21 protein-coding genes are annotated in these 26,647 nt (G+C 49.6%); 16 read left to right on the top strand and 5 right to left on the bottom strand.

Annotated elements, in window-relative coordinates:
* Positions 1-372: 372 nt before the first annotated feature.
* Together QNJ26_02020 and QNJ26_02015 are read left to right on the top strand one after the other, a co-directional pair.
* On the top strand, positions 373-1,437 hold the full coding sequence (locus QNJ26_02020) for a branched-chain amino acid aminotransferase (protein MDJ0984292.1): 1,065 nt from the start codon (positions 373-375) through the stop codon (positions 1,435-1,437).
* Between the two features lie 165 nt (positions 1,438-1,602).
* A complete protein-coding gene (locus QNJ26_02015; protein ID MDJ0984291.1) occupies positions 1,603-3,006 on the top strand; it encodes a UTP--glucose-1-phosphate uridylyltransferase in 1,404 nt (467 codons plus the stop codon).
* 28 nt (positions 3,007-3,034) lie between these two features.
* Here QNJ26_02015 and QNJ26_02010 read toward each other — a convergent pair whose 3' ends face one another.
* Entirely contained in the window at positions 3,035-4,468 is a 1,434-nt protein-coding gene (locus QNJ26_02010) for a diadenylate cyclase (GenBank protein MDJ0984290.1), read from the bottom strand.
* A gap of 5 nt (positions 4,469-4,473) precedes the next feature.
* Complete coding sequence (locus tag QNJ26_02005) at positions 4,474-4,923, bottom strand: DUF2914 domain-containing protein (GenBank protein MDJ0984289.1); 450 nt, start codon at positions 4,921-4,923, stop codon at positions 4,474-4,476.
* Between the two features lie 298 nt (positions 4,924-5,221).
* Here QNJ26_02005 and QNJ26_02000 point away from each other — a divergent pair, with 298 nt between their 5' ends.
* The 5 genes from QNJ26_02000 to QNJ26_01980 all read left to right on the top strand — a co-directional run bounded on the left by QNJ26_02000 (position 5,222) and on the right by QNJ26_01980 (position 17,079).
* The gene (locus QNJ26_02000; GenBank protein MDJ0984288.1) at positions 5,222-9,529 is read left to right on the top strand and encodes an amylo-alpha-1,6-glucosidase; all 4,308 of its coding nucleotides are present in this window, start codon (positions 5,222-5,224) and stop codon (positions 9,527-9,529) included.
* A gap of 383 nt (positions 9,530-9,912) precedes the next feature.
* The gene (gene glgP / locus QNJ26_01995) at positions 9,913-12,462 is read left to right on the top strand and encodes an alpha-glucan family phosphorylase (protein MDJ0984287.1); all 2,550 of its coding nucleotides are present in this window, start codon (positions 9,913-9,915) and stop codon (positions 12,460-12,462) included.
* 155 nt (positions 12,463-12,617) lie between these two features.
* A complete protein-coding gene (locus tag QNJ26_01990) occupies positions 12,618-14,180 on the top strand; it encodes a glycogen/starch synthase (GenBank protein MDJ0984286.1) in 1,563 nt (520 codons plus the stop codon).
* Between the two features lie 253 nt (positions 14,181-14,433).
* Positions 14,434-16,482, top strand: a complete 2,049-nt coding sequence (locus QNJ26_01985; protein ID MDJ0984285.1) for an alpha amylase C-terminal domain-containing protein — start codon at positions 14,434-14,436, stop codon at positions 16,480-16,482.
* 189 nt (positions 16,483-16,671) lie between these two features.
* On the top strand, positions 16,672-17,079 hold the full coding sequence (locus QNJ26_01980; GenBank protein MDJ0984284.1) for a response regulator: 408 nt from the start codon (positions 16,672-16,674) through the stop codon (positions 17,077-17,079).
* A gap of 88 nt (positions 17,080-17,167) precedes the next feature.
* Here the strand turns inward: QNJ26_01980 and QNJ26_01975 are convergent, their stop codons facing one another.
* Positions 17,168-17,578, bottom strand: coding sequence for a cupin domain-containing protein (locus QNJ26_01975; protein MDJ0984283.1), 411 nt, complete (start codon positions 17,576-17,578; stop codon positions 17,168-17,170).
* Positions 17,579-17,838: 260 nt separating this feature from the next.
* Between QNJ26_01975 and QNJ26_01970 the strand changes: the two genes are divergently transcribed.
* From QNJ26_01970 to QNJ26_01955, 4 genes are all read left to right on the top strand, one after another.
* Positions 17,839-18,486: a hypothetical protein gene (locus QNJ26_01970; GenBank protein ID MDJ0984282.1), complete on the top strand. Its 648-nt coding sequence runs from the start codon at positions 17,839-17,841 to the stop codon at positions 18,484-18,486.
* Between the two features lie 136 nt (positions 18,487-18,622).
* Positions 18,623-18,991, top strand: coding sequence for a hypothetical protein (locus tag QNJ26_01965; protein ID MDJ0984281.1), 369 nt, complete (start codon positions 18,623-18,625; stop codon positions 18,989-18,991).
* 141 nt (positions 18,992-19,132) lie between these two features.
* Entirely contained in the window at positions 19,133-19,573 is a 441-nt protein-coding gene (locus tag QNJ26_01960; GenBank protein MDJ0984280.1) for a cell envelope biogenesis protein OmpA, read from the top strand.
* Between the two features lie 165 nt (positions 19,574-19,738).
* Positions 19,739-19,912 (top strand): HU family DNA-binding protein, encoded by a 174-nt coding sequence (locus QNJ26_01955; protein MDJ0984279.1) that lies wholly within the window; start codon positions 19,739-19,741, stop codon positions 19,910-19,912.
* Between the two features lie 48 nt (positions 19,913-19,960).
* Here the strand turns inward: QNJ26_01955 and QNJ26_01950 are convergent, their stop codons facing one another.
* Positions 19,961-21,400, bottom strand: coding sequence for a PLP-dependent aminotransferase family protein (locus QNJ26_01950; protein MDJ0984278.1), 1,440 nt, complete (start codon positions 21,398-21,400; stop codon positions 19,961-19,963).
* 188 nt (positions 21,401-21,588) lie between these two features.
* Between QNJ26_01950 and pdxS the strand changes: the two genes are divergently transcribed.
* Both pdxS and pdxT read left to right on the top strand, forming a co-directional pair.
* The gene (pdxS, locus tag QNJ26_01945) at positions 21,589-22,497 is read left to right on the top strand and encodes a pyridoxal 5'-phosphate synthase lyase subunit PdxS (protein ID MDJ0984277.1); all 909 of its coding nucleotides are present in this window, start codon (positions 21,589-21,591) and stop codon (positions 22,495-22,497) included.
* A gap of 119 nt (positions 22,498-22,616) precedes the next feature.
* Positions 22,617-23,192, top strand: a complete 576-nt coding sequence (gene pdxT, locus QNJ26_01940) for a pyridoxal 5'-phosphate synthase glutaminase subunit PdxT (GenBank protein ID MDJ0984276.1) — start codon at positions 22,617-22,619, stop codon at positions 23,190-23,192.
* Here pdxT and QNJ26_01935 read toward each other — a convergent pair.
* Positions 23,183-23,608 (bottom strand): PaaI family thioesterase, encoded by a 426-nt coding sequence (locus QNJ26_01935; protein MDJ0984275.1) that lies wholly within the window; start codon positions 23,606-23,608, stop codon positions 23,183-23,185. The two genes, pdxT and QNJ26_01935, sit on opposite strands and share 10 nt — an antisense overlap.
* 413 nt (positions 23,609-24,021) lie before the next feature.
* Between QNJ26_01935 and QNJ26_01930 the strand changes: the two genes are divergently transcribed.
* The 3 genes from QNJ26_01930 to QNJ26_01920 all read left to right on the top strand — a co-directional run bounded on the left by QNJ26_01930 (position 24,022) and on the right by QNJ26_01920 (position 26,492).
* Positions 24,022-25,344: a DUF4870 domain-containing protein gene (locus QNJ26_01930; protein MDJ0984274.1), complete on the top strand. Its 1,323-nt coding sequence runs from the start codon at positions 24,022-24,024 to the stop codon at positions 25,342-25,344.
* Positions 25,345-25,542: 198 nt separating this feature from the next.
* The gene (locus tag QNJ26_01925; GenBank protein ID MDJ0984273.1) at positions 25,543-25,923 is read left to right on the top strand and encodes a DUF4440 domain-containing protein; all 381 of its coding nucleotides are present in this window, start codon (positions 25,543-25,545) and stop codon (positions 25,921-25,923) included.
* Positions 25,924-25,961: 38 nt separating this feature from the next.
* The gene (locus tag QNJ26_01920; GenBank protein ID MDJ0984272.1) at positions 25,962-26,492 is read left to right on the top strand and encodes a hypothetical protein; all 531 of its coding nucleotides are present in this window, start codon (positions 25,962-25,964) and stop codon (positions 26,490-26,492) included.
* The last annotated feature ends 155 nt before the right edge of the window (positions 26,493-26,647 follow it).

Here is a 26,647-nt window from a genome sequence, read left to right as displayed (position 1 = left end):
CCTTGCCGCCATTGCGCAAAGTTGTGACTTAAAACTTCAAATGGCCGCTTATATCCAAGCTGGCGCCGGATGTCAATCACCAGGTTCAAAGGTTCAGGGTTCGGGGTTCAGAGGTTAATTAGTTGATTGGTTTAATAGTCAGGGATTGAATCTATTTTAATCTATTTGACCATTTAACCAGTTAACGAATTGACTAGGTATAAGAATCAGAAGCCAGAAACCCAGAACCTTTGAACGCTGAACCTTTGAACCTCTTCTGTGATGATAAGAACATATTTCTTGATTTATCACTTGAATATACTATATCCATTAAATTAGGAAGATAAAGCTCTGGATATATCCATCAATATTAGAATCACCGAGGAGGATTCCATGGAAGTGATCGTGACAGAATCTGCACAGCTAAAAGAAAAACCGGATGAAGCCAACTTGGGTTTTGGGACCCTGTTCACCGATTACATGTTTATCATGGATTACGAGCCGGATAAGGGGTGGCATTCAGCGCGCATCGAGCCTTACGGTCCCATGGCTTTGGATCCGTCCACCATGTTTCTGCATTATGCTCAGGGCGCGTTTGAGGGGCTTAAAGCTTACCGAACAGAATCCGGCAACATTCAGCTGTTCAGGCCCCAGGAAAATTTTAAACGTTTGAATCGCTCCTGTCGGCGACTGTGCATGCCTGAACTCGACGAGGGCTTTGCCCTTGATGCACTCAAGCAGCTGCTGACAATGGAAAAAAATTGGGTGCCGGGAGCCCCCGAAACCTCTCTTTACATCCGGCCCACGCTTATTGCCACGGACCCCTATATCGGTGTGCGGGCTTCATTCAACTATCGCTATTTTATTATTCTTTCACCGGTGGGCGCCTATTACCCCGAGGGATTTAACCCGGTTAAAATTCTGGTCACCCATAAATATGTCCGGGCCGTGCGCGGCGGTGTGGGTGAAGCCAAAACACCCGGCAACTATGCTGCCAGCATCCTGGCCGGTGAAGAAGCCCACAAAGAAGGCTATGCGCAGGTGCTTTGGCTGGATGGCGTCGAGCAAAAATATCTTGAAGAAGTCGGCTCCATGAACATCTTTTTCGTGATTGACGGTGAGATCGTCACACCGGAATTAAACGGCAGCATCCTGCCGGGCATCACCCGGGATTCGGTGATCCGGCTGGCCAAACACTGGAAAGATAAAGTGTCAGAGAGAAAAATCAGTATCGATGATTTAGTGGAGGCCAATGCTTCGGGAAAACTGACGGAAGTTTTCGGCTCCGGGACCGCAGCCGTGATCTCACCGGTTGGCGAGATCAAATACGGGGACCAGGTCTTTACAATTGCCGACGGCAAGGTTGGCCCGGTGGCCCAGAAATACTACAAGGCCATCACCGACATCCAGTATGGCAAAGCCGAAGACCCGTTGGGGTGGATTGTTCAAGTCACCTAAAAAAGGTGTCAGGTGTCAGGATTACCAATCTGATGGAAATCATCAGATTCTGCATGGCCTCTTTTTTCTGACACCCGAAACCTGAAACCTGAACCGCCAACGGCGGAACTTTAGAGCCTGATACCCGCAACGCGAAACACAGAACCCTTTGACATGGAGAACTAAATGTCCAAAACACCGGCTAAAGGCCATCTGCCTGCATTTGTTGCCAAGATGCAAGACGAAGGTCTGCAGCCTCTGGTGATTGATACCTTTGCCTATTACTACCATCAGGTGCTAAGCGGAGAAACAGGTCTGGTGTATGATCGCGAGATTCAGCCGGTTGAGCACCAGGATATCCAGGACTTCAACCGTTTAAAAAAATATGCCGATGCCGGTCAGCGTGCTCTGCAGCATAGTGTTCGAATCGTTTTAAACGGCGGATTGGGAACAACCATGGGTTTGACTGGGCCCAAGTCACTGATCGAAGCCAAAGACGGAAAGAATTTTCTTGAAATTATTTTAAAACAAGCTGATCACGATGGCGTCCAGCTGGCGCTCATGAACAGCTTTAATACCCATGCGGCAACCCAAACAGCCTTATCCAAAATTAATCCTGCACGCAAACCGTTTCAGTTTATTCAGCACAAGTTTCCAAAAATTCAACAAAAAGATCTACAACCGGCCACATGGCCGCCGAATCCGGAATTGGAATGGAACCCACCGGGACACGGTGATGTGTTTACCGCCCTGCATACGTCCGGAATGCTGGATCGGCTTCAGAAAAACGGAATCCGATTTGCCTTTATTCATAACCTGGATAATCTCGGTGCCCAAATGGAAATGGGGCTGCTGGGTTATTTTGCAGAAGAAGGCTTTCCGTTTATGATGGAGGTGGCAGAAAAAACCCCGGCGGATATCAAAGGCGGGCATCTGGCCCGGCATCGCAACGGGCGCATGATTTTGCGTGAGGCTGCTCAATGCCCCCAGGATGAAATTAAGGCCTTTCAGGATATTACCCGCTATCGCTTTTTCAACACCAATAACATCTGGATCAATTTAGACGCTTTAAAAACGCTGTTCGACAAAGAACACACGTTGCATCTTCCCATGATCCTCAATCCGAAAACAGCAGATCCTAGAAATGAAAGCAGCCCGGTGGTTTTCCAGGTTGAGACCGCCATGGGCGCTGCAATTTCTCTGTTCGACGGTGCCACCGCTGTGCGGGTGCCCCGTTCCCGATTTTTTCCGGTCAAGTCCTGCAATGACCTTTTGGCGCTGCGCTCGGATTGTTATATTCTCGAGGATAAATACCAACTGAGCATCAATCCAAAACGCACGGCAGCCGGCAAACCGGAAACGGTCAAAATCAAATTGGACCCACGGTTCTATGGAAAAATAGATCTATTGGAGCAACGTATCGGGCAGGGATTGCCCTCGTTGGTGGATTGTGAATCACTTGAAATTGTAGGCGATGTCGCTTTTGAGAGCGATGTGGTCATTCAGGGCCGGGTGTCAATCAAAAACACGCAAAACACTAACGCCACCGTCAAAAAAGGAACCCTCATCAATCAGGACCTCCTTTTCTAGAATCAAAATTCCGCATTCCGCATTCAAATCACTCTCTTTCCCGAATAAAATATTGGATAGTAACCTTTTCCTTGGATCCGGGCGCCATTTTTAAAGATGCCGGACTCAGCACCAGGTTGGCTGTAATTTCGCCTGTGCCGCTTAGCTGATCGAGCTGCACTTTTTCGGTATAAATCGTCCCGATTTCTTCAAGAATGCGCTTGCTGCCGGTGACTTCCACTTTGGCCGGTTCGGTTACGGAATCCACCAAAATGAGATTCCCGGACAGTTTGCCAGCCCAATCAATCTGGACCGGCAATTTCTTTTTGATGGTTTCGTCAATTAAAACATCGACCTCTGAAGGCGTCACTTCACGCAGCACAATACCGGGTGGCAACGATATGTTCTCTGATGTGAGGAAAAAAGAGTTGGAACCGATAACGGCATTGCTTAAATCCAGGCGAACGTTGACCTGGTTCGGTGTGATGGCTTTGACCAAGGCACCTGAACCGCTTAACACCAGACTAACCGATTTAACCGACGTATCGACAATTTCAGTTCCGGCTTTTCGATTGGTGTAATCGATAGGAATGTCTAAAGAAACCAGTGTGTCCTGTCCCCGGGAAACACTGAACCAGATGCCGGTAATAAACAAGATGGACAGCATCGCGGCTGACGCTATTTCCAGGCCTTCTTTACGAGCGGCTCCTTTGTCAACGGCGGCCGTACCCAAATGCTCTTGCAGGTTGTTCTCCAGTGTCCGTTTTTGCTTGATTTCGCGCAAGCGGTTACCCTTGGCCACCAGCACATCGCCTCTTTCTTCTGATACCACAATAACCAGTGCATCGGACGCTTCAGCCAGGCCTAAGGCCGCACGGTGCCGGGTACCATAGTGTGAAGGCAAATCCTGACGATCCGATAGCGGCAGAATGGCGCCTACAAGGGTTATTTGATCTCCCTGAACAATGGCGGCACCATCGTGCACCGGATTGTCAGGCCAGAAGATACTGGCAATCATTTCTTTGGTGATCAAGCCTTTCCAGGGCGTACCGCCCTGCACCAAGCCGCTTAGATCCTCTTTGCCCGGAAAAACAATCAAAGCGCCGCACTTGCGGGCCGCCATTTGATAGACGGTCTCGGTGATTATTTCGGTGGGCGTCGTCGCCGTTTTATAGGACAACCCCCAGAGAATCGATTTTAAATTTTTGGCCTGGAGCACCCGCCGAATTTCATTGCGAAATACAACGATGATAATGATCGCACCCACTGCCACAATGCCCTGGACAACCCAGCTGGTAACAATCAATCCGAGGGAAACCGCAATGCGCTGCAGAAACCACAAAACGGTCATTCCGACAAGAACCTGAAAAACATTTGTTCCTCTAAAGAGAACATAAAAACGGAAAAGAATGTAACTGTTGACACAAATATCAACAACGTCCTGCCAGCGAATGGTGGATAAAAATAGCAGAATATTTTCCATTACGATTATTCCGTCACACTGAATCTTAATGCTTCTATAATTTTGCCGGATTCATCGGTGATTTCAACCCGCCAGGGACCGACATCGGATTGGTTTAGTTCGATGCTGCTGTAAGTTGACCAGCGGGGTGGCCTAAGCGTTAACCGAATTTTGGCGCTGGGCACATCGCGGTGATACCAGTTATGATAAATAATTAGTTTTTGCGGTACCTGATTGAACGATGTATAGCAAACGGCTTTCTTTTGCTCGACGGAAAAAACCGTCGTCGGGTTGCGGGGGGCGTTAGAAAAAATGTCCTCAGCCATTAATGCCTGAAACAACTGCAGCTGTGATGATTCGGCACCAAAGACAGATGTCGTTGTCTGGAATGGCAGCAGCCAAAATCCGAGTGCACCCATCAGCACCATCCAGAGAGGGACGCAAACACTGCGCCCCGTGGTTTGTTTTAGTCTCATATAAAGCCTTTTTTGTTTTTTTATGGGATTGGCATATCAACTTCTTGTTTACAATAGAACCGTAGCCTGATAAATCCCTAAAAATTTCTTATACTTATATTTTTGATTTTTCAAGGAGAATTTCGGTGTTATATATATATCAGCAAATGATGTGAATATGAACATCACATCAAATTAAACATTAAACCGGGCATTGGAATACGCCTTACAAAAACTTCCATAAAGATGACGATTGACTGTGTGAGAAGGTTGACCTCGATAGCCAAAATCCTAAAGAAGCATCCAAGGTGCCTGAAAAATGACCTATGACATTCATATCGTGCAAAATCCAGCTCCGGGAACGCGGCTGGTGAGCTTCTGTGGTGATACCCTGAGGCTAACCCTTCAATTGCCCGATACCCATTCCGGTACGGCATGGGTGCGCACCAATATCGGTTATGCCAGCATCATCAGAGAGGAAATTATCCGGGAGGTCGAAGAAAAAAAACCACCACTTGGTAAAGCCTGGTTTGATCTTCCCATGAAGCGTTTGGATGAACGGCGTTTTACAGTCACCCTGCCCCTGTGCGAGGCCGGCCATTTTGAAGCCAAATGCTATTTTTTAAAAGAAGGCGAGGTTCAGCCGACATGGCCGCCGGGACCCAACACGGCCATTAACGTAGAGGCGGCTGATGCCTGTTGCGCCAACATCATTTACAACGCTTTTGTGCGGCAATTTGGACCCAATAAAACCGGTCGCCGCAGGCTTGAACCATCCGATGAACAGTGTGTTCAAAAGTTGGATAGCAGCGGTTATACAGTTATCCCGCCATCGGGAAAATTTCGTGACCTGATTGGAGAACTGGATTTTATCATCGGTGAGCTGGGGTGCCGCTTGCTGATGCTGCTGCCCATCCATCCGACGCCAACAACCTATGCCCGCATGGGAAGATTCGGCAGCCCTTACGCTGCCTTGAGCTTTACCGAAGTTGATCCTGCCCTGGCAGAATTTGATCCCCATGCCACACCCCTGGAGCAATTCATCGAGTTGGTGGACGCGGTTCACCGCCGCAACGCCAAAATCCTGATCGATATTGCCATCAATCACACCGGCTGGGCTGCGCGGCTGCATGAAGCCCATCCGCAATGGCTGGTCAGAAGTCCCGAAGGCCGTATCGAAGTGCCCGGCGCCTGGGGGGTTGCCTGGGAAGACCTGACGAAATTGGACTATTCTCAGCCGGAGTTGTGGCAGTATATGGCGGATGTTTTCCTCAAGTGGTGTCGCCGGGGAGTGGACGGCTTCCGTTGCGATGCAGGATATATGATACCATTGGCCGCCTGGCGCTACATCGTCGCCAAAGTGCGGTCTCAATTTCCAGATGTGATCTTTTTGCTTGAGGGTCTAGGCGGGAAAATTTCGGTGACCCGCGATCTTTTGAACCGCGCCAACTTAAACTGGGCCTATTCAGAACTGTTTCAAAATTACGACCGCAAACAAATTGAGCATTACCTGCCGGAAGCCATCGATATTGCCAACACTGACGGTTTAACAGTACATTTTGCTGAAACCCATGATAACCTCAGGTTGGCGCAGCAATCTGAATCGTATGCGCGCATGCGAACCGCTCTGTGTGCTTTGAGCTCCCATAACGGCGCATTCGGCTTTGCCAATGGTGTGGAATGGCTGGCCACCGAAAAAATAAACGTTCATGATGCCCCGTCGTTGAACTGGGGTGCGACCCCAAACCAGGTCGCTGAAATTCGACGCTTGAATCATCTGCTGAAGATCCATCCGGCGTTTCACCAAGAGGTTGCCCTAAACATGCACCAGCAAAAGGACGGAAATGCGATTGTCCTGCTGCGGCACCATCGCGCCTCTGGAAAAAAATTATTGATCATTGTCAACTTGGAGCCGGACAAGCAAACCAGAGTTTTCTGGGACGCAAACACAACAGGTTTGCCAGCCCCTTTATTTTATGATCTGCTCAGCGGTGCGTCGCTTGAACCAGAGACAATCGATAACATGCACAGCCTGCTGTTGGCACCCGGCCAGGTGTTGTGTCTGTCAACCCAGGCGGATGATCTAACGCAAGCCCAGCGGTATCCCAAACAACCCTTCACGATACCCGCAAAAATAGAACAGCAGCGTTTGTCAGCCAAAGCGTTGGAGGTGGTGTCATTTTACGGGGGTATCGGCCATTTCGATGGTTTTGATCGGCGCCAGGCGGTACAGCAGCTAAAAGAAGATCCGCTGACGTTTTGCAAACAGCAGGTTTCCGCCGATCGGCCACCCGGGGTGATCATCTGGCAATGGCCGCAGGATCTGCAGCGGGAAGTCATGCTCCCGCCCGATCATTTTTTGCTTATCCGCTCTGATTGCGCCTTCGGAGTCCGAATGGCCGCTGGGGACCAAACCTTGGCAGCAGAAGCCAGCCTGCCGACGGCGGATGGTCACCATTTTGTTTTGTTGAGACCGCTTAAAGTACCGCAAACCTTTACACCCTGTACTTTGTCATTGTCGGTCTACGATCAGACAGACCCTCACGGTTGTCGGCATGAAGAGGCCCATGTGCTGTTGTTGCCGAGCGCCAAGGAGTTGCGCATCAAACAACGGTTTAACCATTCTGAGCTTATCGCTGAAGATTTAACCTTTTTGGCAACCAACGGTCGCGGTGCCATGATGCGCAGCCCAGTGGCCTGGAACAGGCTGGCCAGCCGCTATGACGGGCTACTGGCCGCCAATTTCAATCCACAATATCCTGCCGATCGCTGGATAATGTTCAGCCGCTGCCGGGCCTGGATCGTTTTTCAGGGGTACTCACAGGCCCTCAATCGGGATTGTCTGGAAATGTTTCGGACATCGGCAGACGGCAGCGGATGGTGGCAATATCACGTTCCTACCGGTCAGGGCCAAAATGTTTTGCTGACAGTTCGGATGACCATGGCAGCGGGCCAAAATTCGATAGCACTGCAATTTTTCCGACATCCGGCCAAAGGTCTGCCTCAAAGACTGACCGATTCAGAGTCGGTGGAAATTATTTTGCGACCCGACATTGAAAACCGTAGTTTTCATGCCGCTACCAAGGCTTATCAGGGGCCTGAAAATCGATGGCCAAAAGCGGTGAGCGCCTTTGACAATGGTTTTGATTTTGGACCGGATGCTGACCATCAGCTCAGAATCCAGATGGCTAAGGCCGCCTTTGTGCCGGAACCCGAATGGCTTTACATGATCCATCGGCCGCAGGATGCCCGGCGGGGTCATGATCCGGATTCAGATCTATTCAGCCCCGGATATCTGTCCGTATATGTCAAAGGCAATCAGACCGTATCGCTGCATGCCACGGCCGGATCAGCCAGTGAGATATCAGAGGCACCGTCATCCGCTACCGATTCGATGGCCGAGGCGGTCTTGGCGGAAAGCGAAGCGCAAACATCGGTCAGCAAGATGTTGCAAACCGCCTTGGCGCATTATGTTGTCAAACGCGGTGATTTAAAATCGGTCATCGCCGGTTATCCATGGTTTCTGGATTGGGGGCGGGATGCCTTAATTTTTGTGCGCGGATTGGTGGCTGCCGGTAAAACCGCTGAGGCCCGCGATATACTCGTCCAATTTGCCCGTTTTGAGAAAAACGGCACCCTGCCGAACATGATTCAGGCAGAAAATGACGCCAACCGCAATACATCCGATGCACCCCTATGGCTGCTGACGGCCTGTGCCGACTGGGTCCAAGCACAAGATAAAGACACCTTGCTGGCCACAGATTGCGGCGGGCGCTCGCTGGGACAAATTCTGCTGTCCATCGGCCAGTCCTTGAAAAACGGCGCGCCCAACGGTGTGTACATGGACCCGGAATCGGGGTTGATTTTCAGTCCAACCCATTTCAGCTGGATGGATACCAACCATCCAGCCGGCAGCCCCCGTCAAGGCTATCCAATTGAAATTCAGGCCCTGTGGTTTGCGGCCCTTCGTTTTCTGGCCCAAATAGATCCGGCGGAATCCGGCCGGCATTGGCGGCAGCTGGCCAAACAGGTTCAACAATCGATTCTGCAATATTTCTGGCAACCGGAACTGGCCTTTTTGTCGGATTGTCTGCACGCCACCCCCGGACAACCGGCATCGGCTGCTGTTGCCGATGATGCCCTGCGCCCCAATCAACTGTTGGCCATCACACTGGGCGCCATCAAAGATGCCGTCAAGTGCCGCAGCATTCTGGCGGCCTGTGAAACCCTCCTGGTCCCGGGGGCTATCCGCAGCCTGGCAGACCGAACGGTTCGACACGAGATTAAAATTGTCCACCGGGGAGCATTGCTAAACGATCCCGACCATCCGTACTGGGGAAAATATGAAGGCGATGAAGACACCCGGCGCAAACCGGCCTATCATAACGGCACGGCCTGGACCTGGATGTTTCCTTCTTATTGTGAAGCTTGGGAGATGACCTACGGACCCGAAAGCAAGCCTACCGCACTGGCATGGCTTGCCAGTGGGGCACATTTGCTCGAGCATGGCTGTCTGGGTCATATACCCGAAATTTTAGACGGCGATTATCCGCATACAGCGCGCGGATGTGATGCCCAGGCCTGGGGGGCCAGTGAGTTGCTTAGGGTCTGGCTAAAACTAACCTGAGTGAGCGTTTCAAATTAAAAATGTGAATAACACCAACCAAGATTAAGGACTTCTATCATTTTTAGTATTTTGAATTTGAAACCCCAGGGGGCTTGCCGATCTCACCGCATCTACGGTGTCAAAAGGCGCCCCAACAGGGCGGCAATCCGCCAGAGGCGGATCTTCGACCTCGACAAGCGCTCAACTCAGGTTTCTAAAGTGAGCGTTTCAAATGAGGAATTGAGAATCGCAAATGAACTGGCAATTAATTTCTAAATTTAGCGCGCATATTGATTTTTCAGACGTTAGGCTTTATTCTTCTTTAATTCAGCTGCAACGATCTTAACCAGAAGAAAATCAAAACGGCAATGCCGTTTGCATTCATATGCAAGGATATAAATTATATGAAAAATTTTCAGACATTTCAGGTTGTTCCAAGTATACCCAAGCCCCTTCTATTTCTCGAAACCCTCTCTCGCAACATGTGGTGGTGCTGGAACAAAGATGCGATCGAGCTTTTCCGGCGCATAGATCCACCGCTTTGGGGACAAACCGGCCGGAACCCTATTTTTTTCTTATCGAAAATTTCACAGAGTCGCTTTGAAAAACTAGCAAAAGATAAAGGTTTTCTGGCGCACCTAAAAGGTGTCCAGGAACAATTTCAAAGCCGGGTTCTGGATTCGGCCGAACGTACCAAAACGGCCTTCGAGCCCGGGGAGACGATTGCATATTTCTCAATGGAGTTTGGTATTCATGAGAGCCTGCCCTTGTTTGCCGGAGGTCTCGGAATTCTGGCCGGTGATCATTTGAAATCGGCATCAAATTTGAATCTGCCGCTGATCGGCATAGGGCTCATGTATCGCCGCGGTTATTTTCGCCAGTATCTCAATCCTGACGGATGGCAGCAGGAAGCTTATCCGGAAACCGACATTTACGACCTTCCGGTTGACCGGGTGCGGGATGCTGAGAATAACGAATTGCGGATCTCGGTTATGGGACCAGACGGCCCCATCCAGGCGGTTGTCTGGAAAATGATGATCGGGCGAATCCCTCTTTATTTGCTGGACACCAATATTCTTGAAAACCCGCTGCCGTATCGCGACATGACATCAAGGCTGTACGCCGGTGATCAGAAAACGCGTCTGGCCCAGGAGGTGCTGTTGGGTATCGGTGGAATGCGGGCGCTGGAAAAGATGAACGTGCAGGTGAAGGTTCTGCATATGAATGAGGGGCATTCGGCCTTTGCCAGCGTGGAACGAGTGGCGCAAATAATGGCCAGCCACGATGTTGACCTAAAGACCGCCCTCGAGATCATACCGCGCACAACCGTCTTTACCACCCACACACCGGTGGCCGCCGGACATGATGAATTTCCAGCCGAAGATGTCCTGCCGTATCTGGAACCGCTGGAGGAAAAATTAGGCATAGCGGCAACTGAAATTTTATCATGGGGACAAACCGATGGTTCGCCGCCCGACGCGCCTTTATCGATGTTTATCTTAGCGTTGCATCTGGCATCCCATTGCAATGGCGTCAGCCGCCTGCACGGTTCGGTAGCCCGGCGTATGTGGTCCCATGTCTGGCCGCAACGTCCGGTTGAAGAAGTGCCCATATCCCATATCACCAACGGTATCCACATATCCTCATTCATTTCCCAGGAATTTGCCAATCTTTTTGGGCGCTATCTCGGGCCGGATTGGTACATGAGCTCGCGCAAACCGGAAAATATCAAACACATTGATGATATTTTTGACGAGGAGCTGTGGCGCAGCCATGAGATGAATCGCTCGCGTCTGGTGCGCACCTGCCGGGAACAGCTGGTAAAACAATATGCCCGCCGCAACGCACCGCGAACTGTGATCGAGGCGCTTGAATCCGTTTTGGATCCCAATGTGCTCACCGTCGCTTTTGCCCGGCGGTTTGCAACCTACAAGCGCGCCTTTTTGCTCTTTCAGGATCCCCAACGTCTGGAAGCGATTGTCAACTCGGAAAAATATCCGGTTCAGTTTATTTTTGCCGGCAAGGCCCACCCCAAAGACGGCGAAGGCAAGGATCTGATCAAACAACTCTTCCATTTTGCCAGCAAGCCGGAACTTCGTGATCGAATTGTTTTTCTGGAAGATTACGATATGCATCTGGCCCGACATCTGCTGCAGGGTGCCGATGTATGGCTGAATACACCCAGGCGGCCCCTTGAGGCCTGCGGCACATCCGGTATGAAAGCTGCCATCAATGGGGTCTTAAATGTCAGTATCCTCGACGGATGGTGGTGCGAAGGCTATGACGAGGAAAGGGGCTGGCGCATCGGAAACGGCGAGGAATACGAGGATCGCGACTACCAGGACGCTGTTGAAAGCCAAGCGCTTTATAATGTACTTGAAAATGAGGTGATTCCCCGCTTCTACGATCGAAAAAACGGTGACATCCCGGTCAAATGGTTAAAAATGATGAAAGCATCGATGGAAATGGCGATGGAGATGTTTTGCAGTCTTCGTATGGTGGCCGATTATGAAAACCGTTTTTATATTCCGGCTGCCAATCGCTATGAGGCCTTGCTTGCCAATCAGGCTGAAGAAGCAAAGATGCTCAACAATCAGGTCAGCAGGCTGCGTTCGCTATGGAAAAAAATTAAGATCCAGCCGCCGGTCAGGCACGCCCACGGGCCCTGTCGCGTCGGAGAAAAATTTGAAATTACGTCCGAAGTCAATTTGGCAGAACTGACACCCGATGAGGTCGATGTCGAACTGTATTACGGCCAAATGAAATCCCTGGAGGATCTGGGCGCCAGTAAATCAGAAAAAATGAGCGTCCTGGAAGACAACGGCAACGGACACTATCTGTATGGCTGCGCGTTAAATTGTCAAAGCTCAGGTCGATTTGGATTTACGGTTCGTATTACCCCCCGGGGTGATAGTCGCGTAAAATCAACGCCCGGTCTTTTAACATGGGCCTAATATGGTTATTCGTTAATAGATATTTGTTATTGGTAAAAAAATTTCAGTAGCGGCTTTTCAATCAACAAATAACCAATAACAGATAACCAATAACTTACCTGTTTATAAAAGCCGGAAGTAAATTTTCATAAGCGCTTAAAGAAAGCACGACGTGTATGGATGACATAACATGCAACCCGCGGGTGCTGCTGGTGACTCCCGAGGTAACTTATCTGCCGCATCGCATGGGCGGCCTGGCCTCTTTTTTTACCGCCAAGGCCGGGGGACTGGCCGACGTGTCGGCGGCACTGGTAACCGCTTTATTTGAGCAGGGCGCTGATGTACACGTGGCCATTCCAGACTATCGGTCCATTTTCAGCGACGGCCTGGCACCGGTTCTGAAAAAAGAATTCCGTACAATTAGCAGAAAAATGCCCGATGACCGCATCCACCTGGCCGAAGATCGCGCTTTTTACTATGTAAACCGCGTTTATTCTGACTATGGCGAGGAAAATATCAAACTGGCGCTGGCATTTCAGCGGGAGGTTATCAACAACATCGTTCCGCGGGTACAGCCAGATCTGATCCACTGCAACGACTGGATGACTGGCCTGATTCCGGCCATGGCCCGACAGATGGGCATCCCTTGCCTTTTCACCATTCACAATGTGCATACGGTCAAAACCACCCTGGCATATATCGAAGACCGCGGAATCGATGCCGCCTATTTCTGGCAGAATTTATATTTTGAAAACATGGCCTATCAATATGAAGAGGCCCGCGAAGCCATTCCGGTGGATCTTCTGACCAGCGGTGTTTTTGCAGCCCACTTTGTCAATGTGGTCAGCCCTAATTTTTTAGCGGAAGTCATCAATGGCCGGCATGATTTTGTCTACCCTCCGCTGAAACAGGAACTGGCCAATAAAGTAAAAGCCGATTGTGCTGCCGGTATACTGAATGCACCCGATCCCGCCTTTGACCCTGAGACCGACAAAGAACTGGCCCAAAATTATGGCCCTAAGAATTTTGTATCCGGTAAAAAGGCCAATAAGGTGTTTTTGCAAAATAAACTAGGCCTCATTCTGGATGACGCCGCCCCGATTTTCTTTTGGCCCTCGCGCCTGGATCCGGTCCAAAAAGGCTGCCACTTGCTGGCAGACATTTTGTATCGGGTCCTTTCAACCTATTGGAAACAAAATTTACAAATTATCTTTGTTGCCAACGGCGATTATCAGAGCGTCTTTCGAGACATCGTCAATTTTCACGGATTGCAAAAGCGGGTAGCGATTTGCGATTTTGATTTCCGATTGGAGCATTTGGCATACGGCGCAGCCGATTTCATATTGATGCCCTCTAGTTTTGAGCCCTGCGGATTGCCCCAGATGATCGCCCCCATTTATGGCACCCTGCCGGTTGCCCACGACACCGGGGGGATCCACGATACCATCGGGGATCTGGACACCATCGGGGATCAGGGAAACGGCTTCCTGTTTAAAACCTTTGACCCCAACGGTCTTTTTTGGGCCATTGAGCAGGCGATGAATTTTTATAACCTGCCGAAGACCATCAAAAATCAACAAATCAGACGAATTATGAAAGAAAGCGCCCATACCTTCACCCACGCCAATACCGCGCGCCAATACATTGCGCTATATGAACGCATGCTCGAACGCCCGTTGATACTCGAAAATGTGCCTGCAACGGATGCCTGCGAACCCGTTATCAAACCGGAAACGTAAAAATCTTAATCGGATATGCACATAACCCAACTGACGCTTTTATACCACGACGTGCACAAAGAAAACGAAGAGAGAAATTATATTTTTTCTGTCCCGCTTTCGTGATCTTCGTGGTGAGAAATTAGCGAAGGTGTTCAACTAGCGCGGTTCAAATGACCGCAAAGCATTAACATCGGATGCCTGCCTCAATCAACTGTTAACAACAGCACAAACCAAAGCCAAGGCGGAAAAAACTGTCCGTCCGGTTGACAACATGGCCCCACAAAAAACAGATGATGTACAGCCAGATCAGATCAATGCGGCGCTTGAGCGTCTGTTGGAAAACGATCCGTATTTAGAGCCATATCAAGACATCATACGCCGGCGCCTGAAAAAAATTGCGAAAACCCGACAGCAACTGATCCGAGGGCATGCATCACTAGCAGATTTTGCTTCCGGGCACGAATACTTTGGATTGCATTTTAAAGATGATCAATGGGTGTTTCGCGAGTGGGCCCCCAATGCCACTGCCATTTATTTAATCGGAAATCTGTCCGGCTGGCAGGAAAAAAAAGAATTTGCCCTCAAGCCCTGCGACGAAGGCGTCTGGGAAATTTCCCTGCCTGCCGAGTCGTTTCAGCACGCTGACTTGTACCGCCTGCGTGTTCACTGGCCCGGCGGTCAGGGAGATCGTATTCCCGCATATACCCGGCGTGTGGTCCAGGACCCCCAATCGCTCATCTTTAACGCCCAGGTGTGGCGACCGGCCTCTCCTTATCAATGGCAATGTCAGGACTTCGGGCGTGACCCTTCGGCCCCCTTAATTTATGAAGTTCACATCGGTATGGCCCAGGAAGAGGGCAAAATCGGATCATATGCGGAATTTACCGAACATATCTTACCCCGGGTGGCCGACTCCGGATACAACACGCTTCAGATCATGGCCATACCGGAGCACCCTTATTATGGATCGTTCGGCTATCAGGTTTCGAGTTTCTTCGCGGCATCTTCGCGATTCGGTTCCCCTGAAGATTTCAAGGCCCTCATTGACGCGGCCCACAGGTCAGGATTGGCCGTCATTATTGATCTGATTCATTCCCATGCCGTCTCAAATGAAGTTGAAGGGCTCAGTCGCTTTGACGGCACCCTGTACCAATATTTTCATGAAGGCCCCCGTGGGCGCCACGAGCTGTGGGACTCCCGCTGCTTTGATTACGGCAAATATCAAGTATTGCATTTTCTGCTGTCCAACTGTCGCTTCTGGCTGGATGAATATCAACTGGATGGCTTTCGCTTCGACGGCATCACCAGCATGCTCTATCTGCACCACGGACTGAGTAAGGCCTTTACCTCATATGCGGATTATTTCAATGATCAGGTAGATGAAGATGCGCTGGTTTATCTGGCGCTGGCCAACGAAGTCATCCATGCGGTCCGCCCGGATGCCATCTCGATAGCCGAAGATGTCAGCGGAATGCCGGGTCTGGCAACCGCAACAGAACATGGCGGCTTCGGATTTGATTTTCGCTTCGCGATGGGGGTGCCGGATCTGTGGATCAAATTGATCAAAGAAGTGTCTGATGAACAGTGGCCGGTTGGGCACCTGTGGCACGAGCTCACCAATCGGCGCCGCGATGAAAAAACCATCAGCTATGCTGAATCCCACGACCAAGCGATGGTGGGGGATCAATCCATCATCTTTCGTTTGATCGGCGCCGACATGTATGACCATATGCATTTGGATGCTGAGAATCTGAAAGTGGATCGCGGCCTGGCCCTGCAGAAAATGATTCGGTTGATTACGCTGAGCACAGCCGGCAGCGGTTATTTAAATTTTATGGGCAATGAATTCGGGCATCCGGAATGGATCGATTTTCCGCGGGAGGGTAACGACTGGTCTTATCATTATGCTCGCCGGCAATGGCACCTGGTCGATGATCCAAATTTAAAATACCAATTTTTGGCCCACTTTGACCGCGATATGATCGAGATGGCCAATTCCCACCACCTGTTAGACAGCAATGATTTGCGTTTGCTGTACGAATACACCGATCACAAGATTATCGTATTTAAACGAGCCCAGCTCTTGTTTGCTTTCAACTTTCATCCCCAGCAATCCTTTCCCGACTATCGCTTTAATACCCCGCCGGGCCGCTATCGCATGCTGCTGTGCAGCGATGACCCCCGCTACGGCGGTCACGGTCGTGTACAAATCGACCAGGAGCATTCAACCCTGCCGACAACGGACGCTCCCGGTAAATCCCAATTTTTAAGGCTTTATTTGCCCAGCCGAACCGGAATGGTTTTACAGCATTCCCGCTGATCCGCAGCTTGGCCGCTTTCATTTTCTCACCTGACCTAAACCCTGGTGTAGTACACGTTTCGCCCCATTAACTTCACCCTTAGGGTGAATTTGGGATAGGTAAAATGATGACATCTTTTTCTTAAGTTTTTCTATAAATAACCGATACTTTACTTATATCAGAGCTCTAATGACATGTTGGGGGATCCCATGAGAATTTTAATCATAGATGACGACGCTGCCATTCGCAATTTGTTAAAGGCCATGGTCGCAAAACTGGGGGAATGCGAGACGGCTGAAAGCGGTCAGAAAGCCATCTCCGCATTCACCAAAGCATGGGAAGATTGGCGCCCTTTCGACCTAATTTTCCTGGATATCCTGATGCCCGAAATGCATGGAAGCCAGGTATTAAGCAAAATCCGGGAGCTTGAAAGAGAAAAACACATTCCCGACAAGCTCCGGGCCAAAATCATTATGATCAGCGGTGTGCTGGAAAAGGAAATGGTGATGGCCTGTCTGAGAAACGGTTGTGATGATTTTCTGGTTAAACCACTTGAATCCCAGTTGCTGATTAATAAAATAAATCATTTCGGGTTGTTACCAGCAGAGCAAGTATGACTGGAGCAAGTGATCAAGTCGATACCATCGTTTTGCTATGATCTGAACACCTGTCGACCCATACCGGCACCGCAATGGCATCTGACACCTAGCCTTCCTCATTCTCATAAACATTGCAAATACAGCAAAGAAAAGTGGCCGTCTCGGTGTCGCTGATGTTTTTCATACCGTGGGGTTCGAGGCTGGGAACATAAATCACATCACCGGCACCGCAAACCTTTGTTTTTACAACATCATCGTTTTGGGGATCATACTGATAGCATTCAAACTGCCCGCTGAGGATGTACATGGTTTGATGATAAAAATGATTATGGATGGGAATCTCACCGCCGGGTTGGGCAGTAAAAAACCGCAAACCGTATTCAGGATAACCGCTGCCGTCATCTCCGTGCTTTGACAACCAGCGGATGCTGATGCCTTTGACATCGAGCTGCTGACCCCGATAGGGGAATTTTTTGATCTGAACATCTTCGCTCTCTTTCCAGTGTAAAACTTCCATTGTGACCTCCAGTTTCAGTGGGCCGGTTTTGCCGGTTCACCAGTTGAGTCCGCTAATAAGCGCTTAGCATTTGCTTCCAAATACCAGAAATTAAGCATTGGTGGATGAACCAGCAATCGGAGCGTTGTGCTTAAATGCAACCTGTGAGCAGAAAAAATTGCGACATGGAGCGATTTCCGATATACTATATATTGTGGTTCGCATGCTTTTTGTTCATTTTCAATAGCAAAAGGATAAATATTTGTAAGGGTAGCTGTCGAATGAAAATTGCGCGAAATTTGATGATGCTCGCCGGGTTGGTTACAAGCATATTACTAAGCAGTTGCAGTGATAAAAATGCTATTGATTTTGGAACATTTGAAGCCGGCACCTATTCCAATACATTTTTTAATTTGATGCTCAGCATCCCGGATTCCTGGCATGTAATGGATCTGGAATCCCGCCTGGAAATAATGAAACGCGGCGGCGAAATTGTCGCCGGAGACAATAAAAAATTAAAGGCGGCGATTGATGCTGCGGATTTGAAAAGCATCAATTTGTTAACCGCCTATGAGCACCCTCCCGGGGCGGCGGTGACCACCAACCCGGGAATAATGTTGATTGCCGAAAAAGTAACGCATGCCCCGGGTATTAAACGAGGCAGTGATTACCACTACCATGCGAAAAAAATAATGAAGTTTAGCCGTATGAAGGTCTCCTATCCAAAAGAGATCTACGAAAAGACCATTGACGGGATTTCGTTTGATATTATGGAGACGGTAATCAACATGGGGCCGGGTGTCGTCATCCGCCAACGGCAGTATGCCACCATTATAAAAGGATATGCATTGTTGATGGCGCTGACGTATCAGGATGATTCCGGTCTTGGCCAGTTGGAAAACATTGTCAATACGCTGTCATTTCAATAGCGGACAATCGACCAAATCCCGCCTGAACATCATTTGGTCGATTAAAAGCCGAATAACATTAACCCTACACAAGCATCATACGGGCTTTGGACAGCCGGTATGACATTAATAATCTTAAGGCCAACGGGGAAATACAATGATGCGACAGGTTTGCAACCACCAGGGGCATGTGGTGATCCCCTTGCGAGCGATCTTGTTTTTTGCGGCCATGCTCCTGTTTATTTTTACGGTTATTTATCGCATGGTAAAAAGTGATAGTGTCAGCACCGCCATGGCGACCCTGATCGAATCCCTTTTAATTGTTGCTTTTTTCATTTTTCTCGGAATCCTGATCGCCTATTTGCTATACTTCATTCAAGACCGATTCCGCCACGGGGCCAAATCCGATCCGGTTTACGGTATATTTGACACCCCGACCAGCGACAACAAATCCGCAAGTAAACCCAATGGCGCCGAAGCCGGGACCGATTCAGATGAAAATGCGGAATCCGGGTTGAATTCCTGAAACCCCGGGATTAAATTAAGTGTCCCTGTAGACAAAAGGATCGCGTCCATACGTCTATTGACTCGGTCGTATACCATTTTGTTGTTTAGACGAATTAATCTATCGCTGCCCATCTTTGTTTGGTATGATGAACATGCATTGATGAAAGTTTTTGCGATAATGAAAAAATTTCTGACAATTTGTTTTTGCCTGTTAGCAATTTCTCTGCTGGTGGGCGCTTGCGCCAAAAAACGACCGGTTCTTTACCCCAACCTCACCTACCAGACAGCGGGTGCCAATGTGGCGATGGCCGATATTGATGCCTGCATTCAGCTGGCAGCCGATCATGGCCATGAAACCGATGCCGGCAAAAATATGGCGGTCTCAACGGCCAAGGGCGCTACTACCGGCGCAGTCGTCGGCGGTGCCGTTGGAGCGGTAACCGGCCGGCCAGGCCGCGGCGCGGCTGCCGGCGCTGCCGGGGGCGGTGCCGGGGGGCTGATGACAGGTGTCTGGAAATCAGGCGATCCGGATAATATCGAGCGTCGCTTTGTTGAGCAGTGTTTGAGGGATAAAGGATACCAGGTCATTGGCTGGAAATAAAATTGACGCCAAAACCGCCTCTAATGGCCGATGGCTGTGTTACAAATCGATTCAAAATGCTCCCGTACTGCCGTGTACGCTCCACTTTTGAATCGATTTGCGCCGTGCCCTCAACCATGATAGGCGGTTTTGGCGCCAATTTTACTTCAACACAAAGAGGTGCAGATGAATAAAACTGAATTGGTCAAACGAGTGGCCGAAAAGCTGGGCGATCTTCCCAAAAAGACGGCTGCTAAAGCGGTTGATGCCGTATTTCAATCGATTCAAGAGGGCCTGGAAGAAGACGGCATTGTCAAAATCGGGCAATGGGGCACCTACACTGTAGATGATATTCAATGACGTCATCGCTAAAGCAGCAAACGCTGATTATGCCTAAAATACAAGTTGTCACCGGCGACACAAATCTTTGACGATCTGACCCAATCGCATAATTCCCTTTTCCATGTCTTCTGTAATCGGTGATCCGCAGCTTATCTGGATAAAATTCTTAAACCGCATTGAGTTTGAGCAAACCCCGCCGGGAATGATGGCAATATGGTTCTCCAGGGCCAAGCGGTAAACGTGCAAGCCGTCAACCTGCGAAGGAAGCTCGACCCACAGCAGGGTTCCCCCTTCGGGTATGGCCAGACGGGTTTCAGCTGGAAAATATTTTTGGATGGCAACAGCAGTTCTAACGACCTGTTTTTTCAGCATGTGCCTCAACCGCCGGCTGTGACGCTCAAAAGCGCCTTCGGCCAGGTATTGCGATATCAGGTATTGATCCAAAGTCGACGTTGAAACCGTTGTGGCCGCCTTTAAATTCTGAACCTTTTCCATATATCGCTTGCCCGGAATGGCCCAGCCAATCCGCAAGCCCGGTGCCAGTGTCTTTGAAAAAGATGAACATGTGATCACCCGGTCATACGTATCATATGATTTTAACGGCATCGGCCGTTTATCTCCAAAATGCAATTCGGAGCTGATGTCATCCTCGATCACCGTAATGTCATATTGATTGATTAATTGTATCAGTCTGACCTTATGATCGTGAGGCATCAGCGCTCCCAGCGGATTATGAAAATTCGGTATCAGAAGGCAAGCCTTGATGGTGTTGCGGCGAAAGATTTTTTCCAGTTCGTCTAAATCGACACCAAATCTGGGATCAGCCGGCACCTCCATCACCATGAGTCCCAGCTCCTGCAGCAATTGTAGAAAACCAAAATTGGTCGGGGTTTCAACCGCGATGGTATCCCCCGGCTGTGCAATGGCCAGCATGGACAAAGCCACCGCTTCCATGCAACCGTTGGTGATAAGAATATCTTCCGGCGCAATCCCTTCCAAAACGCCCACGGTTCGCAAAGCAATCTGCCGGCGCAGCTCAGCATACCCCTCCGATGGAGAATATGAAATCATGGATGTTAATTCGGCATGGGAAAGATTTTTTAAAATTCTGGAAAAGTGCTTAAAGGGCATCAGCTTCGCATCCACGACCGTAGAGCCCAGCGGCAAAAGATAAGGGTTGCTGATGGCCGATATGACCGAATTAATCATGGATGACAATCTGACTTTTTTCGGCGGATAAGACTCTTTCTTAAATCGCGGAATCTTTATGTATTGCAGGGCGACGGGATTGACGAAATAGCCGGATTTGGGCCGGGCTTCAACCAGCCCCATGGATTCCAGTTCCAGGTAGGCATGATAGATCGTGGAAATACTCAAATTGGATTGCTTGTGTAGTTTGCGGATCGAGGGAAGCCGCTCCCCGGGTTGATAGGTCCCGCTTAATATTTTTTGCTCTATCTGTTCGGCCAGATGCCGATAACGAAAAATTCTTTTGGCTGGATCCATTTTTTCTCCGTTAAAGCCGTATGGTGGCATCCATTTGGGTCAATGAGCTTCAGCGCCATTAAGCTGACAATTAATCTGTTATGCATATTTTTTATATTATCTGTATCTGTTTTTTCTTTAACACACCCGCTACTCTGGCTGCAACCGATATCATTCAGCTGAATTTTATTTCACCAGGGGGAAATCCAATGGAAACGCATGATAAAAAATGTGACGACAGGGTGGGCAGCTTCACGGTCAAAAGCGGGCTGGCACAGATGCTCAAAGGCGGCGTCATTATGGATGTGGTCTCCGTAGAGCATGCTGTAATTGCCGAAGAAGCCGGTGCAGTGGCGGTGATGGCCCTGGAGCGCGTTCCGGCTGATATCCGCGAGCATGGCGGCGTGGCGCGCATGTCCGATCCGGCATTGATCAAGGAAATTATGCAATCGGTCAGCATACCGGTAATGGCCAAATGTCGCATTGGTCATTTTGTCGAGGCTCAGATCTTAGAGGCCATCGGCGTCGATTATGTTGACGAAAGCGAGGTGCTCACCCCGGCCGATGAGCGCCATCATATCGACAAACACCCCTTTACAATTCCGTTTGTCTGCGGATGCCGCGATTTGGGCGAGGCGCTGCGCCGTATCGGTGAGGGGGCCGCCATGATTCGAACAAAAGGCGAGGCGGGAACCGGTGATATTGTCGAAGCGGTGCGCCATGCACGCACTGTATTGGGCGCCATCCGCAATCTCAAGGCCAAACCGGATGATGAATTAATGGCTTTTGCCAAGGATATCGGTGCACCCTATGAAGTGGTCAAACAAACCAAAGAACTGGGGCGGTTGCCGGTGGTCAATTTTGCGGCCGGTGGCATTGCCACGCCAGCGGATGCCGCCTTGATGATGCAAATCGGCGTGGATGGCGTATTTGTCGGCTCCGGCATATTTAAATCCGCCGATCCGGCCCACCGGGCAAAAGCGATCGTTGAAGCCACCACTCACTACAAGGATCCCAAAATTCTGGCAGATATCAGTGAAAATCTGGGTGAACCCATGGTCGGTATCAGTGTCAGCACATTGGCCGAAGGAGAAACCCTGGCCGACCGCGGGTGGTAAGAATAGATTGAATATTTTTCACCACAAAGGTACAAGGCTCACAAAGAAATTCATTCAACGACAAATCGATAACACGCCTCTTCTAACCGGCCAACGGGCTCAACGGGCAAACCTGAACAATGAAAATCGGTATACTGGCTCTCCAGGGCGCATTTAGCGAGCACATCCATATGCTGCGACAGCTCGATGTGGAAACAGTCGAGGTGCGCCTGCCGGAAACATTAGAAGACATCGACGGGTTGATCATCCCCGGGGGTGAAAGCACCACCATCGGCAAATTGGCCGTCATGTATCAGTTGATGGACCCTTTGCGCCAATTTGCCAGCGAAAGACCGATATGGGGCACCTGTGCCGGAATGATTTTTATGGCCAAAGCGATTGGAATGGATCAGCCCCTTTTGGGCATCATGGATATTATGGTTGAACGCAACGCTTTTGGCCGCCAAAAAGACAGTTTTAAGGAAAATTTATACGTCAGCGCCCTGATAAACGGGGATTCCATTCCGTTCCCCGGGATATTTATTCGGTCGCCCAAATTGGTCCAAACCAAAGGCCGGGCCGTCATTCTTGCCCATCTGGCAGATGGCTCCCCGGTAGCCGCGGTGGAAGATACGCTTTTGGCAACCGCTTTTCATCCTGAACTAACCCATGATACCCGCTTCCACCAATATTTTCTGAGCCTGATTCAGTCTTGATCCGCTTGTTTTTGATCGCTGATAATCATCATCCTACCGGTGGCCTCGGCCACCACGGTATCATCTTCCATTAAGGCATCTAATTTTATATCCAGCAGTCCTTTGATCTGGCGCTGCAAAACAGCGCTGAAGGTCAAGCGGCTGCCCAGCGGCACCGGTTTGCGATAGCGCACCTCCAGTCGGGCGGTCATGGCATCATGGCCCATGTAGCGCGACAGCCAACCCATCATTTCATCGAAAATGAGGGATAAAACGCCACCATGCAGATAATCGGACCAGCCCCGGTAGCGATCTGCGGCAACAAATTCTGCCGTTACCTGATCATTACCCGTCTGATGGACCGTTATGTTTAGACCATGGGGATTTTCGGCACCACAGACAAAACAACGCTTATCTTTCAACAATTGTAGCGACAACCTTAATCCTCCTCTGGATCGCATTGATGCTAGAATCGATGCTATCATAGCAAATCCGTAAAATCGGGTCAAAAATCAGCCGATCAACTCAAAAAGTCGTGTATCTCAAGACCCTTTTTCCTGCTGCAATCAGCTTGCATCGGACCTGCCGCAACTGCTTTTTTAACCAACTTTGGTCCAAAAAACTCTAAACCATTTCCATACTTTAGCCGACAATAGACTTAGGATCGGCAGCCTCATGGCGGCTGTTTCTTTAAAGTATTCATATTGTTTGACTTAATTTTCAAGGCGATTAGCAAGGCATTGCGCTGACCGTATTTAAGTTACAACGTGGTGCGATACCGGGTGGTCAAAAAATTGAAACATAACAGGCGCTTTTGACAACCCCTAATATCACTATCAAGGAAAAAATGATGTCTGGAACGCTTTACAATGTCGATTTTTCAGGGCGTATTATCCCGGGGTGGGAGCTCGATGAAGTCAAATCCAATCTGGCGGTAATATTAAAAGCAAATGAAGAGACCATTTACAAACTGTTTTCCGGCAAGCGGATTGTGATCAAAAAAAATGTCGATCATCAGACTGCTTTAAAGATCAATAATATGTTTAAAGATGCCGGTGCGGATTGTATGATTACACCGATAGACGACGGTAGCACCACGGCACCACCGCCGCTGCCCGCACAGTCGCTACAGATGGACCATACGGCGCCAATGGATCAGGCCGCGCCTGTGCCGGCGGCTCAGAACACAACCGCGGTCGAATCCCCACCGGCTGCAGTGGCCCAAACGTCAGCGACCATGACCGGCACCGGTCCCAGCGCGTTGTGGTATGTCTTTGCGGCATTGCTTTTCTTAATTCCGGTGATTGCCGGCGTAACCAAACTGTTTAATACCTTTAATACCTATTTTGAGAGTGAAACCCGCCTGGCGGTGCCGGGTGAAACCGACCTGCAGATCGACAACACCGGTACCTATGTATTTTTTTATGAAACCAGCCGTTATCGGGTTTTTAATGCGGCCAATTATCAATGGGGCCGGGATTTTGCCATCTACATAATGGATCTGTCCACCGGACAGGAAATGGCCTTACAGCCGGTTGAGATGCCCTATACCGAAGAAGACGGCAACATGACATTGCATGCCATTGCACAGATTCAGTTTGATACCCTTGGCGCTTATAGCGCCACGGTTGTCGGCGAAATCCCGGGGAGTGACAGCCTGCTGGTGCGTCGCTTTGAAGTATGGGAAATGGCCAAAGCCATTATCTGGGGTGGGGTGCTGTTATTTTTGGGCGTTGTCATTGCTCCGATCATCGCATTGGTGGTTTTTGTCAGGCGCCAAAAACCAAACAGCGATCCGGTCGAAGGCGCGCTGACCGAAGAACAAGAAAACAACTGGGCCATGTGGGCCCATATCAGCACGTTCCTCTCGATTCTGGTGCCGCTGGGCAATCTTATCGGCCCCATCATCGTCTGGCAATTGAAGAAAAATGAATCTGAATTTGTTACCGATCAAGCCAAAGAAGCGCTCAATTTTCAGATCTCGATGATGATTTACATGATAATTTCAGTTGTTTTGATTTTGGTGGTTATCGGCATCTTTCTGCTCATCGGTCTGGTGCTGTTCAGCCTTATTATGGTTATCGTTGCCGGCGTCAAGGCCAATGATGGCGAATATTACCGCTATCCGATGTGCCTGCGGCTGATACCACAAAAAGCACATCCGAGCCGCTAGCCCGCGTTGCCGCCTATTTATGCCACTGTTAAGTTGTAAATAAGGTTCGTTTCTGGTATCGGTTTTTTGTAATAGGCGTATTGGGCCGGAAAAATCCCACCACGGTGGGACATATCCAATGGCGCATCACCTCTCTCCAGACAGCACCGCATATACAAACTAGACCGTAACGCAAACTATATCCAAAGGGGTTGATAAATGAATACCATCTTGCAAACCTGGATGGAAAAGGTCAACGCCGGTGATTTGGAAGGCGTTCTGGGGTTGTATGATGAATCCGCCACACTGTTGCCGACGTTTTCACCGTATCCAGCACCCACAAAAACCGCCATCAAAGCGTATTTTGAAAATCTGGCGTCTAAAGCGGCCCTCCGTGTCAAGTTTGATCCGGATACCATTGTTGAGTATCGCATCGGAGAAACAGTTGAATGTGTCTGCGGTCATTATACCTTCTCATATGATGTGGCTGGAAAGAAGCATTCATTTGCCTCACGGTTTACATTTGTTATCAACGCCGCCAAAGATCATCCCATTATTCACCACCACTCGTCACAAATTCCACAGTCGGCGCACGAATAAAGGTCCGTAAAATCGATGACACCGCTGAGGTCCACGAAATGAACCCCATGAACCGCCGTAGCAAGGGGACCGTATTCACCCTTATCGGGGGCATTTTTTTCCTTCTGGCAAGCGCCTGCTCACAAGAAGATGATGTTGCCGTTATCCGGTCGATGATTCAAAAAGGTGCCGCGCTGGCCGAAGCGCATGATATCAGCAGCCTGATGGAGATGGCCCGCGAAGATATCGTGGCTCAGCCGGGGGCGCACAATCGTCTGGAGATCAAGCGCATCCTCTGGTTGGCGCTGCGGCATTACGGCCAAATAAAGGTTTTATATCCAAAGCCCTCTGTTGAACTTTCCGCCGAAGAGGACCGGGCGTCCAGTAAAATGTTTTTGCTGATTGTGAAAAAGGACCGTGTTATCCCGGAACTAAAAGATCTCTATGATGACCCGCAGGGATGGCTCGAAAAGGTGGGGGACAATGCGGATTTGTTCCAGCTTAAGCTCGAATGGCTCAAAACAGACACCCGCTGGCAGGTCAGAAAGGCCCGCATAGACGCCTTTAAGGGCATGGGTTTTAGCGAATGACGTTTGCATGCGGTTGGTTTCGATATCAGGGGCAGGCGTCTACCGGGTAAAACCATTTAGCGGTTGCTTTCTTGACTACGGAAATATTTTATGGGTAAATTAACCACCAGAAGATAAACTAAAATCGACAAGTGATCCCGCTAAAGAAGACTTTA

This window comes from Desulfobacterales bacterium (assembly GCA_030066985.1).
GTDB lineage: Bacteria > Desulfobacterota > Desulfobacteria > Desulfobacterales > JAHEIW01 > JAHEIW01.
The sequence above is the reverse complement of the archived record's forward strand: the minus strand, read 5'-3'. Positions and strand labels throughout refer to the sequence as shown.

Bases quoted from the DNA above. Each gene is read 5' to 3' on its own strand.
- QNJ26_01955 (MDJ0984279.1), top strand. From the start codon at position 19,739: ATGAATAAAACTGAATTGGTCAAACGAGTGGCCGAAAAGCTGGGCGAT.
- QNJ26_01930 (MDJ0984274.1), top strand. From the start codon at position 24,022: ATGTCTGGAACGCTTTACAATGTCGATTTTTCAGGGCGTATTATCCCG.
- QNJ26_02010 (MDJ0984290.1), bottom strand. From the start codon at position 4,468: ATGGAAAATATTCTGCTATTTTTATCCACCATTCGCTGGCAGGACGTT.
- QNJ26_01960 (MDJ0984280.1), top strand. From the start codon at position 19,133: ATGAAAGTTTTTGCGATAATGAAAAAATTTCTGACAATTTGTTTTTGC.
- QNJ26_02005 (MDJ0984289.1), bottom strand. From the start codon at position 4,923: ATGAGACTAAAACAAACCACGGGGCGCAGTGTTTGCGTCCCTCTCTGG.
- glgP (MDJ0984287.1), top strand. From the start codon at position 9,913: ATGAAAAATTTTCAGACATTTCAGGTTGTTCCAAGTATACCCAAGCCC.
- QNJ26_01985 (MDJ0984285.1), top strand. From the start codon at position 14,434: ATGGCCCCACAAAAAACAGATGATGTACAGCCAGATCAGATCAATGCG.
- QNJ26_01975 (MDJ0984283.1), bottom strand. From the start codon at position 17,578: ATGGAAGTTTTACACTGGAAAGAGAGCGAAGATGTTCAGATCAAAAAA.
- pdxT (MDJ0984276.1), top strand. From the start codon at position 22,617: ATGAAAATCGGTATACTGGCTCTCCAGGGCGCATTTAGCGAGCACATC.
- QNJ26_02015 (MDJ0984291.1), top strand. From the start codon at position 1,603: ATGTCCAAAACACCGGCTAAAGGCCATCTGCCTGCATTTGTTGCCAAG.
- QNJ26_01970 (MDJ0984282.1), top strand. From the start codon at position 17,839: ATGAAAATTGCGCGAAATTTGATGATGCTCGCCGGGTTGGTTACAAGC.
- QNJ26_01950 (MDJ0984278.1), bottom strand. From the start codon at position 21,400: ATGGATCCAGCCAAAAGAATTTTTCGTTATCGGCATCTGGCCGAACAG.
- QNJ26_02020 (MDJ0984292.1), top strand. From the start codon at position 373: ATGGAAGTGATCGTGACAGAATCTGCACAGCTAAAAGAAAAACCGGAT.
- QNJ26_02000 (MDJ0984288.1), top strand. From the start codon at position 5,222: ATGACCTATGACATTCATATCGTGCAAAATCCAGCTCCGGGAACGCGG.
- QNJ26_01965 (MDJ0984281.1), top strand. From the start codon at position 18,623: ATGATGCGACAGGTTTGCAACCACCAGGGGCATGTGGTGATCCCCTTG.
- QNJ26_01990 (MDJ0984286.1), top strand. From the start codon at position 12,618: ATGGATGACATAACATGCAACCCGCGGGTGCTGCTGGTGACTCCCGAG.
- pdxS (MDJ0984277.1), top strand. From the start codon at position 21,589: ATGGAAACGCATGATAAAAAATGTGACGACAGGGTGGGCAGCTTCACG.
- QNJ26_01920 (MDJ0984272.1), top strand. From the start codon at position 25,962: ATGAACCCCATGAACCGCCGTAGCAAGGGGACCGTATTCACCCTTATC.
- QNJ26_01925 (MDJ0984273.1), top strand. From the start codon at position 25,543: ATGAATACCATCTTGCAAACCTGGATGGAAAAGGTCAACGCCGGTGAT.
- QNJ26_01980 (MDJ0984284.1), top strand. From the start codon at position 16,672: ATGAGAATTTTAATCATAGATGACGACGCTGCCATTCGCAATTTGTTA.